Annotated in this window: 17 protein-coding genes and 1 pseudogene; 12 read left to right on the top strand and 6 right to left on the bottom strand. The window is 61.5% G+C overall.

The window, feature by feature from the left end:
* Positions 1 to 5: 5 nt before the first annotated feature.
* Entirely contained in the window at positions 6 to 275 is a 270-nt protein-coding gene (locus D460_RS0103560) for a hypothetical protein (protein WP_018897130.1), read from the bottom strand.
* 122 nt (positions 276 to 397) lie between these two features.
* On the bottom strand, positions 398 to 742 hold the full coding sequence (locus D460_RS0103555; RefSeq protein ID WP_018897129.1) for a hypothetical protein: 345 nt from the start codon (positions 740 to 742) through the stop codon (positions 398 to 400).
* Between the two features lie 282 nt (positions 743 to 1,024).
* On the opposite strand from D460_RS0103555, the gene D460_RS0103550 reads away from it, so the two are divergent.
* Positions 1,025 to 1,474 (top strand): hypothetical protein, encoded by a 450-nt coding sequence (locus D460_RS0103550; protein ID WP_018897128.1) that lies wholly within the window; start codon positions 1,025 to 1,027, stop codon positions 1,472 to 1,474.
* 36 nt (positions 1,475 to 1,510) lie between these two features.
* Here the strand turns inward: D460_RS0103550 and D460_RS0103545 are convergent, their stop codons facing one another.
* Together D460_RS0103545 and D460_RS36330 are read right to left on the bottom strand one after the other, a co-directional pair.
* Positions 1,511 to 1,843 (bottom strand): DUF2958 domain-containing protein, encoded by a 333-nt coding sequence (locus D460_RS0103545; RefSeq protein WP_018897127.1) that lies wholly within the window; start codon positions 1,841 to 1,843, stop codon positions 1,511 to 1,513.
* Entirely contained in the window at positions 1,840 to 1,977 is a 138-nt protein-coding gene (locus D460_RS36330) for a hypothetical protein (protein WP_018897126.1), read from the bottom strand. Before D460_RS36330 ends, D460_RS0103545 begins: the two co-directional genes overlap by 4 nt.
* Here D460_RS36330 and D460_RS37150 point away from each other — a divergent pair.
* From D460_RS37150 to D460_RS0103525, 3 genes are all read left to right on the top strand, one after another.
* Positions 1,938 to 2,276, top strand: a complete 339-nt coding sequence (locus D460_RS37150) for a rhodanese-like domain-containing protein (RefSeq protein WP_348625616.1) — start codon at positions 1,938 to 1,940, stop codon at positions 2,274 to 2,276. The genes D460_RS36330 and D460_RS37150 overlap by 40 nt on opposite strands.
* A gap of 82 nt (positions 2,277 to 2,358) precedes the next feature.
* A complete protein-coding gene (locus tag D460_RS0103530; protein WP_018897124.1) occupies positions 2,359 to 3,417 on the top strand; it encodes a glycosyltransferase family 4 protein in 1,059 nt (352 codons plus the stop codon).
* A 224-nt stretch (positions 3,418 to 3,641) separates the two neighbouring features.
* Positions 3,642 to 6,227 (top strand): HWE histidine kinase domain-containing protein, encoded by a 2,586-nt coding sequence (locus tag D460_RS0103525; protein WP_018897123.1) that lies wholly within the window; start codon positions 3,642 to 3,644, stop codon positions 6,225 to 6,227.
* On the opposite strand, the gene D460_RS0103520 is transcribed toward D460_RS0103525, so the two are convergent.
* Positions 6,222 to 6,878 carry a TetR family transcriptional regulator C-terminal domain-containing protein gene (locus D460_RS0103520; protein WP_018897122.1) on the bottom strand — a complete coding sequence of 219 codons (657 nt, stop codon included), beginning with the start codon at positions 6,876 to 6,878 and terminating at the stop codon, positions 6,222 to 6,224. The two genes, D460_RS0103525 and D460_RS0103520, sit on opposite strands and share 6 nt — an antisense overlap.
* Positions 6,879 to 7,178: 300 nt before the next feature.
* On the opposite strand from D460_RS0103520, the gene D460_RS0103515 reads away from it, so the two are divergent.
* The 5 genes and pseudogenes from D460_RS0103515 (at position 7,179) to D460_RS0103500 (ending at position 11,198) form a co-directional block, all read left to right on the top strand.
* Positions 7,179 to 8,432: a Zn-dependent hydrolase gene (locus tag D460_RS0103515; RefSeq protein WP_018897121.1), complete on the top strand. Its 1,254-nt coding sequence runs from the start codon at positions 7,179 to 7,181 to the stop codon at positions 8,430 to 8,432.
* Positions 8,433 to 8,481: 49 nt separating this feature from the next.
* A complete protein-coding gene (locus D460_RS0103510; RefSeq protein WP_018897120.1) occupies positions 8,482 to 8,685 on the top strand; it encodes a hypothetical protein in 204 nt (67 codons plus the stop codon).
* A gap of 84 nt (positions 8,686 to 8,769) precedes the next feature.
* A pseudogene (locus D460_RS32480) lies at positions 8,770 to 9,341 on the top strand (endonuclease domain-containing protein).
* An 18-nt stretch (positions 9,342 to 9,359) separates the two neighbouring features.
* On the top strand, positions 9,360 to 10,814 hold the full coding sequence (gene hydA, locus D460_RS0103505; protein ID WP_018897119.1) for a dihydropyrimidinase: 1,455 nt from the start codon (positions 9,360 to 9,362) through the stop codon (positions 10,812 to 10,814).
* A 3-nt stretch (positions 10,815 to 10,817) separates the two neighbouring features.
* Positions 10,818 to 11,198: a hypothetical protein gene (locus D460_RS0103500; RefSeq protein ID WP_018897118.1), complete on the top strand. Its 381-nt coding sequence runs from the start codon at positions 10,818 to 10,820 to the stop codon at positions 11,196 to 11,198.
* Positions 11,199 to 11,200: 2 nt separating this feature from the next.
* Here the strand turns inward: D460_RS0103500 and D460_RS0103495 are convergent, their stop codons facing one another.
* A complete protein-coding gene (locus D460_RS0103495; RefSeq protein ID WP_018897117.1) occupies positions 11,201 to 11,614 on the bottom strand; it encodes a cupin domain-containing protein in 414 nt (137 codons plus the stop codon).
* Between the two features lie 95 nt (positions 11,615 to 11,709).
* On the opposite strand from D460_RS0103495, the gene D460_RS0103490 reads away from it, so the two are divergent.
* The 3 genes from D460_RS0103490 (at position 11,710) to D460_RS0103480 (ending at position 14,708) form a co-directional block, all read left to right on the top strand.
* Positions 11,710 to 12,498, top strand: a complete 789-nt coding sequence (locus D460_RS0103490) for an ABC transporter ATP-binding protein (protein ID WP_026282748.1) — start codon at positions 11,710 to 11,712, stop codon at positions 12,496 to 12,498.
* 207 nt (positions 12,499 to 12,705) lie between these two features.
* On the top strand, positions 12,706 to 13,590 hold the full coding sequence (locus D460_RS0103485; protein ID WP_018897115.1) for an ABC transporter permease: 885 nt from the start codon (positions 12,706 to 12,708) through the stop codon (positions 13,588 to 13,590).
* Positions 13,587 to 14,708 (top strand): ABC transporter permease, encoded by a 1,122-nt coding sequence (locus D460_RS0103480; protein ID WP_018897114.1) that lies wholly within the window; start codon positions 13,587 to 13,589, stop codon positions 14,706 to 14,708. Before D460_RS0103485 ends, D460_RS0103480 begins: the two co-directional genes overlap by 4 nt.
* Positions 14,709 to 14,723: the final 15 nt, after the last annotated feature.

The following is a 14,723-nucleotide window of genomic DNA, read 5'->3' as shown; positions in this document are numbered from 1 at the left end:
CTGGCTCATGCTGCGCCTCCTGTATAGGAGAGTTTCGCGACAATCGGATCGATGCCATCCAAATAAGCATTGGTCATGTAGTGATCAAAAGCGGCGAATTCCTTCTGGGCTTTGATAAAGGCCATTTGGAGTTGCCAGCCATCAGAACCGAGGATTTTCATGCCGTTGATCGACCGATATTTGTCAATCTCGGCTTCTAGTTCCTTGACGCGAATTTCATAAGGGTTCGGTGCGTTGTAATAATCTTGCCAGCGTTTCGCCAGATTGCTCGTCATGGGAATTTTCTCCTTCTAGTTACGGTCAACTATTTACCGGCTCAAAGAAAAACCCCACTGCTCTAGGAGGAAACAGTGGGGTCCCGTTCGGAGTGTGATCCCATGACTAGAAAGATCACAGACTATTTACCGATTTCGGCTTTCCACTCGGCCACCGTCAGCACACGGCTATCAGGATAGCCATCAACGGGATCACCAGCACGCGACGACCGACTGAGTTTCGTAGAGGGCTTCACTTTGGGTGAAGGCTTTTTCCGTGCGACTTGGAAATTCGTTGGCGAGTATGGCAGCTTGCTGTTGGGCCGTGACACGGTGGACGATCCGACACCGAGAAACTTATCGACCATCAGCGGATGATTGTCCCAAAATGCAAGCCAGCTGTCCTCGGTGAAATCCCAATGCCCTCTGTGAGCAGACCTGAGAACCTTGTACCATTTGATGTAGAATGCTTTTTGCTGCGCGTTCATTGCGGCTCCTTTTTCCCTCATTATGCAGCCGCTGAGCCGAGCTAGTCAGTATTGAAATGACTACGGACTCGACTGAATGCCGAGCCCGTTGAGCAGCCAGATTTCTGAATTCTTGAGGTGTTTGAAATCCGAAGGTATTTACCTGCCAATCGCTAAATACTGGCAGAACAGGCTTTCATGGTTTGCTCTGTTTTCCTCTTGTAGCCCTTCCCGCGCTTGTCATCGTGGGGAGGGTTTTTCGTTTCCCGGTAAATATCCAGACAACAACGTTTGGAGAACCACATGACTATCTACCTCATCTATTTCCTCGCCATCATCGGTATTATCGCGATCTGCTTTTTCGCCTTCGAGCAATTCAGACTTTGGAAGCACAGAAAGATTGTCTGGGGAGAATCATCGGAAGAAGAGCGCCGCAAGTGGGCGTCTGGTGCGCGCCATTATGAAATTCACGCACACGCACCGATTTTTGGTTTTTACCTGACCACCGATTACCTATACACCCGGCCGACGCTCGCGCGTCTAGACGTAACAAATATGCAATCTGTGGTCACCCGTGTTTCTGGATACCAAGCAGCTATTGAAACGCTCAATCGCGCACGAAACGAGTTTGGTGACAAAGCAGCTGAAGTCGTCGAGGTTCGAGCAATATCTGACAAATCACCAGAAATCGACTTAGCGTTTTTCTTCGCTAATGCCACCGATGCGATGATGTTCAAACTCGCAAATTCTTGACATGGAAATGCCCCGGAAGACCGGGGCATTATCGTTTCAGGGTTCTACGTAACCACCAGCACGACGAGCAGCCGCCGTGTATGCGGACAACGGTTTCGTCGGGTGCCAATGCAGGTCACGTTCGATCCGTAATCCCACCGGCCCGCGAATGCTCTCCAATTCCTCCACGCTGACATATCCGAGTTCAGGGGTGCCTTGGCCGAGATCGCAAAGGCCGAAGCACAAGCCATCGGGCTCCATTTCCGTGATGATCCATGTTGCACGCGCCCACGGCGTGAACCACTTCACCACCGGGATATGATCAGCTTCGCGTGCTTCGACATTGTTGCGGATCAACTGCGCACGTAGTTCCGGGGTCAACAGGATCATACCGAAGCCATCCCCTGCACTTCTACGGCAAACTGTTGTTCGATCAGTTTACGCTCTGCACGCCATTCCTTGACGCTCTGGAAGACTTGTTCGAATGCCTTGCCGTCGATCTTGCCCCAAACTCGAAACTTCATTTGCTCTACTCCTGTTTGTGTTAATCACAATCCAGAAGTATTTCCAGTTGAGTATCAGGGCGAGCGCTCATTCCATCCAAAGACAACCTTTTTATCAGCGTTTTCAACTGCTTAGATTTAGGTTGAGGGCAAAACGCACAATTGTTATATGCAGCGGCCCGCATTGCAACGGCACCGACAAGGCGGCGCTTCGCCTCGCAAGACTCGGCTACCGGGTCAAGGTAATGATCGGCGGCATGACCGGCTGGGCGGACGAAGGCTTCGATTTCGAAGCCGGATCGTCCAACGCGACAGCATAGCGGCGATCATATGCGCCGAACGGGGAGATTGAGTTTTCCGCGCCGGCGCGCATAGTCATCGCATGCTCAAGAGGTGGCCCGCATGACCCGTCATATCGTTGCCATCGGCCCGCTGCCGCCGCCGCTCCACGGCTTCTCCTTCGCCACAGCGGCGATGGTGGACCTGCTCTTGGAAGACCACACCGTCGTCACCAGCAACCTCTCGCCACCGGCAGGCGGTTCCCGCCTTTGGCGGCATCCGGCGAAGGTTGTCCGGGTCTTCGCCGCGCTCGCCAGCCTCGCACGCGAGCGCGGACGTCTAGACAAGGCCTGCTACCTCGCCTGCGACGGCGGCTTCGGCCAGCTCTACACGCTGCTCCTGGTGGCCTTCGCCCGGCTCTTCGCCTACCCGACTTACCTGCACCACCACAGCTTTCGCTATATCGACCGGCCGCGCCTCACCATGCGCGCCATCCTGGCGCTCGCCGCTCCCGACCTCATCCATGTCTTTCTCTGCGGCATGATGCGCGACCGCTTCGCCGACGCCTATGACAAGCGCCTGCACACCGCCATCATCTCCAACGCCGCCTTCGTGCCCCCGCAGAGCGAGGACGCGGCGATCCCCACCCGGCCACTGACCATAGGCATGCTCAGCAACCTCAGCCGCGCCAAGGGATTGGAGACGTTTCTCGATCTGCTGCGACAGGCAATCCTGCAGGGATTACCGATCCGCGCCGTCCTTGCCGGCCCGGCGACTGATAGCGCCGACCGCGCCATGATCGACGCGGCGCTGAATGAATTCGCCGGTGCGCTCGATTATCGCGGCCGCGTGCTTGGCGACGACAAGGCGAAGTTCTACCGCGATATCGACGTCTTCGTCTTCCCGACAACCTACGCCAACGAGGCCCAGCCCCTCGTCGTCTTCGAGGCCAAGGCCGCCGGAAACGACGTCATTGCCTTTGATCGCGGCTGCATCCGCAAGCAACTCGATGAGACCGATCTCCTCATCCCCGCCGACGGTGCGTTCACGGACATAGCCATCGCCTGGCTCTCGGAAATTCCCTCGGACGACAGGCGAGACCAGCGGAGACATGAGGTCCGGCAGGTCTACGAGATCAGGCAGAAAACCGCGCGCAGACAGGCGAAGTCCTTGATGCTGTGAAATTTCCTGCCCGGCGGGTGGAAATCTGGATGGCTTGACGCATATTTTCAATCCTGCTCATTAGAGATCTATCTCGCGTCCCGAACCGAAAACTGGAAATCCCACAGCATGCCCCCTTGCAGCGCGCTTCGCGCCCACCCCAGCGATTGCCACGCAGCGGCAGACGTTTTTCCAGTTCGCCCGATGGCAGACGCTGCCCCGTATGATCGGGAGCATGGCCCGTCGTGAACGAGAATTCGAGCGAGAATTTCGGCAAGGTCGACCTCACCAATTGCGACCGCGAACCCATTCACCGCCTGGGCGCGATCCAGCCTTTCGGCTTCCTGCTCGTCGTATCCTCGGACTGGATGGTGGCGCGCGCTTCCGCCAATCTCGAACAGTTCGTCGGCATCGCCTGCGATGAGATCATCGGCCAGCCTGTGTCGCGCGTCATCAGCGGCAAGACCATGCACACCCTGCGCAACCGGCTGAGCATCATGCGCGGCCCCGACGTGGTCGAGCGCCTCTTCGGCATCGAGCTTTCCGAAGGCGGCCCGCTCTTCGATATCGCCATCCACATGAGCGACGAGCAGGTGGCGATCGAGGCCGAGCCCTCGCAGGAGGGCGCGCAAGGCGGCTCGCCCGTGTCGATCCGCAGCATGATGGGCCGCCTCGACCAGGCCGAAACGCTGGAAGCCTTCTTCCGCGAAGGCGCCCGCCAGGCCCGCGCGCTGACCGGCTTCGACCGCGTCATGGTCTACCGCTTCGACGAAAGCGGCGCAGGCGAAGTGGTGGCGGAAGCAGCGCGCGCCGGCATCGGCTCGTTCCTCGGCCTGCATTACCCCGCCTCCGACATTCCCGTGCAGGCGCGGGCGCTCTACACCCGCAATCTCTTCCGCATCATCGCCGACATCGATGCCGTCAACGTGCCGCTTGTGCCGGAGATCGATGCGCATGGACGCTCGCTTGATCTCTCCATGTCGATCCTGCGCTCGGTGTCGCCCATCCATATCGAGTATCTGAAGAACATGGGTGTCGGCGCGTCGCTGTCGATCTCGATCGTTGTCGACGGCAAGCTCTGGGGCCTGTTTGCCTGCCACCACTACTCCGCGCGCCTGCCCTCCTTCGAGCGCCGCACGACATCGGAACTGTTCGGCCAGATGTTCGCGTCACGGCTGGAAAGCCGCGAGCGGCGGCTTGCGCTCGAGTTCGAAACCAAGGCCCGCCAGATCGCCGACCGGCTGCTCACCTCGGTCGCCGACAATGCCAGCCTGCTCGACGACCCCTCCTGGCTGATCGATGCGCTGGCCGACGCGATCCCCGCCGATGGCATCGGCGTCTGGATCAACGGCCGCTCCGCGCTGAACGGCATCACCCCGTCGCAGACCGAATTCGCCGAACTCGTCCGCGTCCTCAACCGCAACTCGGCCGGCCGCGTGTTTTCGACAGACAGCATCGCCGAGACGTGGCCGGGGACAATGTCCGGCGACATCGTGGCCGGGCTGATCGCCATTCCGATCTCGCGCTCGCCGCGCGACTACGTGGTCCTGTTCCGCCAGGAGATCGTGCGCTCCGTGCGCTGGGCCGGCGATCCGCACAAGCCCGTCGAATACGGCCCGAACGGCCCGCGTCTGACGCCGCGTAAGAGCTTCGAGACTTGGTCCGAGCTGGTGCGCCAGCACTCGCAACCCTTCTCTGCCGCCGAACGCCGCGTTGCCGAAACCATTCGCGTCACGCTGATCGAGGTGGTGCTGCGCCTGACCGACGAGGCGAACGCCGTGCGCCAGCAGGCCAACGAACGGCAGGAACTGCTGATCGCCGAACTGAACCACCGTGTGCGCAACATATTGAGCCTCATCAGCGGCCTTATCCGCCAGTCGCGCGGCACGACGGATAGCACCGACGAGTTCATCGGCCATCTCGAAGGCCGCGTGCAGGCGCTGTCGCGCGCCCACGACCAGATCACCCGCGACCACTGGGCGCCGGCGCCGCTGCGCGCGCTGCTGCAGGCCGAAGCCGCCGCCTATCTCGGCCCGAATGCCGCGCGCATCATCATGAACGGGCCGGAAGTGCTGCTGGCACCTCAGGCATTCTCCATCTCAGCGCTGGTGTTCCACGAACTGGTGACCAACAGCGCCAAGTACGGCAGCCTCTGCGACAGCGGCACGGTCGGGGTCGATTGGCACAAGGACGACGCCGGCAATCTCGTCATCCATTGGCGCGAAAGCGATGGCCCGCCCGTCAAGCAGCCGACCCGCCAGGGCTTCGGCACCACGATCATCCGCCGCTCGATCCCCTATGAGCTCGGCGGCCAGGCGGATGTGCGCTACGAGCCTGAAGGCCTTGAGGCGCATTTCCTGATCCCCGAGAAGTTCGCGACCTTCGCCGATGGCGCGGTGTCGCTTTTGCCGGAGCAATCGCTGCAATCGGCCAAGGCCATTCTGGAGACAATCAAAGACCGGCCGCTGGATGGGCTCGACATCCTGCTCGTCGAGGACAATCTCATCATCGCCATGGATGGCGAGGACATCTTCCTGCAACTCGGCGCCCATAGCGTGTCGCTTGCGCCAAATGTCTCGAACGCCTTGGCGGTCATCGACAGCCGCAAATTTGACCTGGCCGTTCTGGATGTCCATCTCGGCGAGGAAACGAGCATCGCCGTGGCCGAACGGCTGGCGGCAAAGGGCGTGCCGCTGATCCTGGCGACGGGTTATGGCGAAGGGGTATCGCAGGCATATGGCGCCCTCGGCGCCAATCTGCTGCAGAAGCCTTACACGATCGAGAGCGTCGCAAGCGCTTTGTCGCGCATCGCGCCGATCGTCAAATCATGACGCCGGCTGGTTCGTCCGCACGCTGAGACCATCCACGAAGAGCTGCTCGAGAAAACGCGCCGCGTCCTCGAACCGCCCCTCGCCCGATTGCCCCTGCCCAAGCACGGCGCGCACCTGCACGTCGAAGTCGGCGTAGTGCTGCGTCGTCGACCAGATCGAGAAGATCAAATGGTAGGGATCGCACTTGACGATCTTGCCGGCCTTGGCCCAGGCGCGGATGACCGCGGCCTTCTCGTCGACCAACTCCTTCAGCGGCCCCTTCAGCTCGTCCTCGATATGCGGCGCGCCCTGCAGCACCTCGTTGGCGAACAGGCGACTTTCACGCGGAAAATCCCGTGCCATCTCAAGCTTGCGGCGGATATAGCCGCGGATCTCGCTCTCGGGATTGCCTTGCGCATTGAAAGCGCGCAGCGGCTCGAGCCAAGTGAACAGCACGCGGTCGATCAGCGCCCGGTGCATCGCTTCCTTGGTGCGGAAGTAATAGAGCAGATTGGGCTTCGACATGCCCGCCACCTCGGCGATCTGGTCGATTGTCGAGCCGCGAAAACCGCTCACCGAAAACACATCGAGCGCCGCTTCCAGGATCTGTTCTTCTTTCTCCTCCTGGATGCGGGTGCGCCGCTGTGTTTTCGCAGCTCTAGGTATCGCCATGTCGCTAATTTTTCTCTTTCAAATTCAACTATTTCAGTCAACTTTAAACGGCGACCATCCGCTGCCGAAAAACCGGGCATATGCCCTGAATTTTGTCTGTATTTTTCCTGATTTTCGCCTTGAGCCCGACGCCGGAAGTTGTAATGTTTACCAGTCGGTCAAATTATCCGTCAGAAGCAAATCAAAGGCAACTGACGATTTTCAGACGCTAACAAAACAACAACGGCGCTGAAACTGACCACGGGAACAAGCGGACATGCCTCACGCATGCGCCGCATAAAACTGGTGAGGAATACGGATATGGTGGCAGCACCAGGCGAGAACATGCGCGTCAACGGGGACCGTCTCTGGGACAGTCTCATGGACATGGCGAAGATCGGCCCGGGGATCGCGGGCGGCAACAACCGCCAGACGCTGACCGACGCCGATGCCGAGGGCCGCAGCCTCTTCAAGACATGGTGCGACGCCGCCGGCATGACCATGGGCGTCGATAAGATGGGCACGATGTTCGCCACCCGCCCGGGCACCGATCCCGACGCGCTTCCCGTCTATGTCGGCTCGCATCTGGATACCCAGCCGACCGGCGGCAAGTATGACGGCGTGCTCGGCGTTCTGGCTGCGCTCGAGGTCGTGCGCACCATGAACGACTTGGGTATCAAGACCAAGCACCCCATCGTCGTGACCAACTGGGCCAACGAGGAAGGCGCCCGCTTCGCCCCCGCCATGCTCGCCTCCGGCGTCTTCGCCGGCGTCCACGACATCGACTACGCCTATTCCCGCAAGGATCCCGAGGGCAAGACCTATGGCGACGAGCTGAAGCGCATCGGCTGGCTCGGCGAGGAAGAGGTCGGCGCGCGCAGGATGCACGCCTATTTCGAATATCACATCGAGCAGGGTCCAATCCTCGAGGCCGAAAACAAGCAGATCGGCGTCGTCACCCACTGCCAGGGCCTCTGGTGGCTGGAATTCACGCTGACAGGCCGCGAAGCCCACACCGGCTCCACCCCGATGAACCTGCGCGTCAATGCCGGGCTCGCGATGTCGCGTATCATGGAAATGGTGCAGGCCGTGGCGATGGGCGAACAGCCGGGCGCCGTCGGCGGCGTCGGTCAGGTCTTCTTCTCGCCGAACTCGCGTAACGTACTTCCAGGCAAGGTGGTCTTCACCGTCGATATCCGCACGCCCGATCAGACCAAGCTCGACCGCATGCGCGCGACGATCGAGGCCGAGGCCGCCAAGATTTGCGAAGCGCTCGGCGTCGGCTGCTCGGTCGAAGCCGTCGGCCATTTCGACCCCGTCACCTTCGACCCGAAGCTGGTGGACGCCGTCCGCAACGCCGCTGACCGTCTCGGCTACAGCCACATGAACATCATCTCCGGCGCCGGCCACGACGCCTGCTGGGCCGCCAAGGTGGCGCCGGCAACCATGGTCATGTGCCCCTGCGTCGGCGGCCTCAGCCACAACGAGGCCGAGGAGATCTCCAAGGAATGGGCCTCGGCCGGCGCGGACGTTTTGTTCCACGCGGTGGTGGAGACGGCGGAGATTGTCGGATGACCATGCAGCCGCTATATTTGATACCGGCTGAACTCGCGGAGACCATTGCATGTCTTCCTCTACAGAAAACCTCGTCCTTGAACATCTGCGCGCGATCCGCGCCACGCAGGATCGTCACTCGGACGACCTCATCGAGATCAAGGAGCGACTTGGCTTTCTTGAACAGCAATATGCGAGCATTTCACGGCGTGTCGATCGCATCGATGAACGCCTTGAACGCGTCGAGCGCAGGCTCGATCTCGTGGAGACCTGACAGCAAGCAGTACCCGGTACGTCAATCCTATCCATCTCCCCGGTCGAACCTGATCAATAAGCTGGCGGGGGAGTTTATCCGATGATCGCACGCTTCGCGCCCGGAGCCCCCTCATCCGACCCTACGGGCCACCTTCTCCCCGCTGGGGAGAAGGGAAGCGAGGCGGCTGCGGCGTGTTCCCCCTTCTCCCCTCGGGGAGAAGGTGCCCGAAGGGCGGATGAGGGGGCCACGAGCGCGACGAAAATTATCCGGCCCGATATCCGCAAGCACCGTCCGGCCAAAACTACACAAGCGCGACAGCTTCGTCAGAATGAAACCGAGGAGGAGTACCACCTCTGGAGCGATCTGCGCGCCCGCCGGCTCAATGGCTACAAGTTCGCAAGGCAAGTTCCGCTCGGCCCGTTTATCGTCGATTTCCTCTGCCGCGAAGCCCGGCGGTCGTTGAGATTGATGGCTTCCAGCATGCCGAAAGCGCTGCCGATCAAGGCCGCACCGGGTGGCTCAATGCCAACGGCTACTCCGTCCTGCGCTTCTGGAATCAGGAAGTCTCACGCGAACGACGCTCGGTTCTCGAAACGATCCTGGCTGCATTGCAGGGCCGGATTGAATTCAGCACCGAACTGCCAAGCTTCTATTCACCTGCCGAAAAACGATAAAAACAGGGAACCCGACCAATGAGCACAGTCATCAAGAACGGCACCATCGTCACCGCCGACCTGACCTACAAGGCGGATGTGAAGGTCGATGGCGGCAAGATCGTCGAGATCGGGCCCAACCTCTCCGGAACAGAGACGCTTGACGCCACCGGCTGCTACATCATGCCCGGCGGCATCGATCCGCACACCCATCTCGAAATGCCCTTCATGGGCACCTATTCCTCCGACGACTTCGACAGCGGCACGCGCGCGGCCCTTGCCGGCGGCACCACTATGGTGGTCGACTTCGCCCTTCCCGCCCCCGGCCAGTCGCTGCTCGAAGCGCTCACCATGTGGGACAACAAGTCCACCCGCGCCAATTGCGACTATTCCTTCCACATGGCGATCACCTGGTGGAGCGAGCAGGTCTTCAACGAGATGAAGACAATCGTTCAGGACAAAGGCATCAACACCTTCAAGCACTTCATGGCCTACAAGGGCTCGCTGATGGTGAACGACGACGAGATGTTCGCTTCCTTCCAGCGCTGCGCCGAGCTTGGCGCGCTGCCGCTGGTCCACGCCGAAAACGGCGACGTCGTCGCCTCCATGTCGGCCAAGCTGCTCGCTGAAGGCAATAACGGCCCCGAGGCTCACGCCTATTCCCGCCCCGCCGAAGTCGAGGGCGAGGCCACCAACCGCGCCATCATGATCGCCGATATGGCCGGATGCCCCGTCTATATCGTCCACACCTCGTGCGAACAGGCCCACGAAGCCATCCGCCGCGCCCGTCAGAAGGGCATCCGCGCCTATGGCGAGCCGTTGATCCAGCACCTGACGCTCGACGAGACCGAATATTTCGACAAGGACTGGGACCACGCCGCCCGCCGCGTCATGTCGCCCCCCTTCCGCAACAAGCAGCACCAGGACAGTCTCTGGGCCGGCCTCGCCTCCGGCTCGCTGCAGGTCGTCGCCACCGACCACTGCGCTTTCACTACGGACCAAAAGCGTTACGGCGTCGGCGATTTCACCAAGATCCCGAATGGCACCGGCGGCCTGCAGGACCGCATGCCGATGCTCTGGACCTACGGCGTCAACACTGGCCGCCTGACGATGAACGAATTCGTCGCCGTCACCTCCACCAACATCGCCAAGATCCTCAACATCTACCCCCGCAAGGGCGCCATCCTCGTCGGCGCCGATGCCGACCTCGTGGTCTGGGACCCGAAGCGCTCCAAGACGATTTCGGCGAAAAGCCAGCAATCGGCGATCGACTACAACGTCTTCGAGGGCAAGCAGGTCACCGGCCTGCCGCGCTATACGCTGAGCCGCGGCGTTGTCGTGGTCGAAGAGGAGACGATGAAGACCCGCGAGGGCCATGGCGAGTTCGTCAAGCGCGAACCGGTCACCGCCGTCTCCAAGGCGCTCTCCACCTGGAAGGAAATCACCGCGCCGCGCAAGGTCGAACGATCCGGCATTCCGGCAAGCGGGGTGTGATCGATGGCGCGCGGCAGGCTGGTTTTTACTCTCGTTTCGCTGGCCGCGCTGACCTCCGCGGCAAGCGCCGACACCTTGCCGATCAAGGGGAGCTACGGCAACAAGGATGGATGCGCCTATGCCAAGTCGGGCGAATCCACCGGATCGGAAAATTTCTTCCTGCTGACATCAGAAGCCATCACCACGGCGGCCTCCGCCTGCACCATCGAGAAGGTGTTGAAGACCGAGGGCAAGAACTTCACCGCCAAGGTTTCTTGCGAGGCCGAAGGCGAAGAAACGGCAAGCGAGGACACGGCAAAGATCACCTATGGCCCGAAGGGCTATACGATTGGCTTCACCTCGGATGCCGGCATAAAGTGGGGGCCGCTGCCGCTATGCAAGTGACATCATACCGGCACGTTCCCATCCAGCTCCGGCAACAGCACGACGCTCTCCTGCTCGTTGGGATCGGTGCGCGCGATGATCGCCGTGCAGGGCGTGCTGCTGAGATTGGCCGGCAGGTGCGGCACGCCGGCGGGGATGTAGAACAGCTCACCGGCATGCACGATGACGTGGTGCTCGAGATCGTCGCCGTACCAGGTGTGCGCCTCGCCCGACAGCATGTAGATCGCCGTCTCGTGCGCCTCGTGCAGATGCGCCTTGGCGCGCACGCCGGGCGGGATCGTCAGGAGATGCATGCAGATGCCCTTGGCGCCGACCGTCTCGGCGGCAATGCCCTGGAAATAGCTCAGCCCCTGCTTTCCGTTGTAGGAATGGTCGGGGCGCACGATATGGCAGGTCGGTTTTGATGTCGCATCCATCGTCGTCCTCCTCAAAGCTTGCCGGCGCGGCCCAAACCGCCGCTCATGATATCACGCAAACCGCCGCCGCGCGGGGAAAACAGGATCGATCCGCATTGACGCAAGCTGCCTCCGTCGTATCCGCCAAGGATCTGTGTCTCACCTACCAGGCCAATGACGCGCCGGTGCATGCGCTGAGCAACGTCAACCTCGATGTCCGCAAGGGCGACTTTGTCTCCTTCATCGGCCCATCCGGCTGCGGCAAGACCACCTTCCTGCGCGTCATCGCCGATCTCGAGAAGAAGACCTCGGGCGATATCACAGTCAACGGCATGACGCCGGAGGAAGCCCGCAAGGCACGCGCCTACGGCTATGTCTTCCAGGCGCCGGCGCTCTATCCCTGGCGCACCATCGACAAGAACATCGCGCTGCCGCTCGAGATCATGAACTACCCGGCCGATGAGCGGCAGAAGCGCATCGCCGAGGCGCTCGATCTCGTCGGTCTGACAGGCTTCGAGAAGAAGTTCCCCTGGCAACTGTCAGGCGGCATGCAGCAGCGCGCCTCGATCGCGCGCGCGCTGGCCTTCGACGCCGATCTGCTGTTGATGGATGAGCCCTTCGGCGCGCTGGATGAAATCGTCCGCGACCATCTGAACGAGGAACTGTTGAAGCTCTGGGCACGCACCAACAAGACCATCTGCTTCGTCACTCACTCGATCCCCGAGGCGGTCTATCTGTCCACCAAGATCGTCGTCATGTCCCCCCGCCCCGGCCGCGTCACCGACATCATCGACTCGCCGCTTCCCCGCGAACGCCCGCTGGATATCCGCGAGACCCCGGAGTTCCTCGAGATCGCCCACCGCGTGCGGGATGGGCTGAGAGCGGGGCATAGTTATGAGCATTAGAGGCTTGCAGTCCGTGGCTACCCCCCTCTGCCCTGCCGGGCATCTCCCCCACAGGTGGGGAGATAGGCTGGGCGCAGCCGCTCGTTCCACTTTCAACGTTTGGCAGGGAGCAAGCCACGAGTCGATCTCCCCCCTTGTGGGGGAGATGTCCGGCAGGACAGAGGGGGGTAACCCACGGCACACCCTCGCCAATGCGAGGCAAGCCGCATGACCCCCGACACCCTCAAGGACAAGATCATCCCCGTCACCACCATCCTGGCCGCCCTCGTCGCCATCTGGTACGTCGCGGCCATCCTGATGAACGCCTCCTTCCAGCGTGACATGGACACCCGCGCCGGCCAGACCCCGACCACGATGGAGTTCATCGAAAAAACCCTCTCGCAGCCGAAGCCCCTCCTGCCCGCCCCGCATCAGGTGGCGCAGAACGTCTTCGAGAACACCTTCCTGCGCAAGCTCACGAGCAACCGCAGCCTCGTCTATCACTCGGGCGTCACCCTCTCCTCCACCGTGCTCGGCTTCACCCTCGGCACACTGCTCGGCATCCTCATCGCCGTCGGCATCGTCCATATCAAGGCGCTCGATCGCAGCCTGATGCCATGGATCATCACCTCGCAGACCATCCCGATCCTGGCGATCGCACCGATGGTGATCGTCGTCTTGGGCGCCATCAACATCACCGGCCTGATCCCCAAGGCGCTGATCTCGACCTATCTCTCCTTCTTCCCCGTCACCGTCGGCATGGTGAAGGGCCTGCGCTCACCCGAGGTCATGCTCCTCGACCTGATGCGCACCTATAACTCCTCCCCCGCCCAGACCTTCTGGAAGCTCCGCGTGCCCGCCTCTGTGCCCTATCTCTTCACCTCGATGAAGGTGGCGATCGCAGCCAGCCTCGTCGGCGCCATCGTCGGCGAGTTGCCGACGGGAGCGGTGGCCGGTATCGGCTCCAAGCTGCTCGCCGGCTCCTATTACAGCCAGACCATCGACATCTGGGCGGCGCTGATCGCCGGCTCGCTGCTGGCAGCACTATTGATCATGGTCGTCAGCATTGCTGCGAAGATCGTCGATCGCGCCATGGGCGGGAGGTCGGCATGAAGAACGCGTCCTGGCAGGCAATCGTCGCCCTCCTCCTCACCATCGCGGCCGCGGCAACGCTGCCGCTGTTCTCCACCACATCGGGCAAGCCGCCATCGACAGGCATGGCGGCGATCACCTTCATCCTGATCGCGGCATCCGCCCTCATCTCCCTGCTGCCGCAATCGAAGACCAGCCGCGCAACGGTGCTCTTCATCGGCGCCCATGGCGGCGCCTGGCTGCTGCTGTCGAGCCTGAGTGGGAACGAAGGCTACGCGGCAAAACCCTTCTTCCTGCTGATGGCGGCGTGCTGGCTGCTTGCCTGGCGCACGGTGAGCGAGATCGTCGAGATCAAAACCAGCTCGCGCGCCGATGATACCGCCCTACGGCTCTTGGTGCCCGCCATCTTCGGCGCCTGGATCCTGATCCTGTGGGAAACCGCCACCCGCGGCGCCGGCATCCCCTTCGTACTCCTGCCACCGCCGAGCGCGATTGCGGCGCGCATCGTCGGATCGCTCCCGATCCTCGGCGATGACGTCAGGCAGACGATCTTCAAGGCGGTGCTTGCGGGATATGTCATCGGCTGTGGCGCCGGCTTCGTCGTCGCCATCCTCGCCGATCGCGTCGCCTTCCTGCGCCGTGGCCTGCTGCCGATCGGCAACATGGTCTCGGCCCTGCCGATGATCGGTGTTGCTCCGATCATGGTCATGTGGTTCGGCTTCGACTGGCAGTCCAAGGCCGCCGTCGTCGTCATCATGACTTTCTTCCCGATGCTGGTGAACACCGTCGCCGGCCTTGCCGCATCCGGTCCGATGGAGCGCGACCTGATGCAGACCTACGCCTCCAGCTACTGGCAAACGCTCCTGAAACTGCGTCTGCCGGCGGCCATGCCTTTCATTTTCAATGCATTGAAGATCAACTCGACGCTGGCGCTGATCGGTGCCATCGTCGCGGAGTTCTTCGGTACGCCGATCGTCGGCATGGGCTTCCGCATCTCCACCGAGATCGGCCGCATGAATGTCGACATGGTCTGGGCCGAAATCGCCGTTGCGGCGCTGGCAGGCTCGATCTTCTATGGCGTCGTCGCCCTCGCTGAGCGGGCGGTGACGTTCTGGCATCCGTCTATCCGTGGTGGCTAGGCGTCGCTTATTCCC

This window comes from Rhizobium sp. 2MFCol3.1, assembly GCF_000377565.1.
In the GTDB taxonomy this organism is placed as follows: Bacteria; Pseudomonadota; Alphaproteobacteria; order Rhizobiales; family Rhizobiaceae; genus Rhizobium.
Note: the sequence above shows the minus strand (reverse complement) of the source record. Positions and strands in the feature narration are given on the sequence as shown.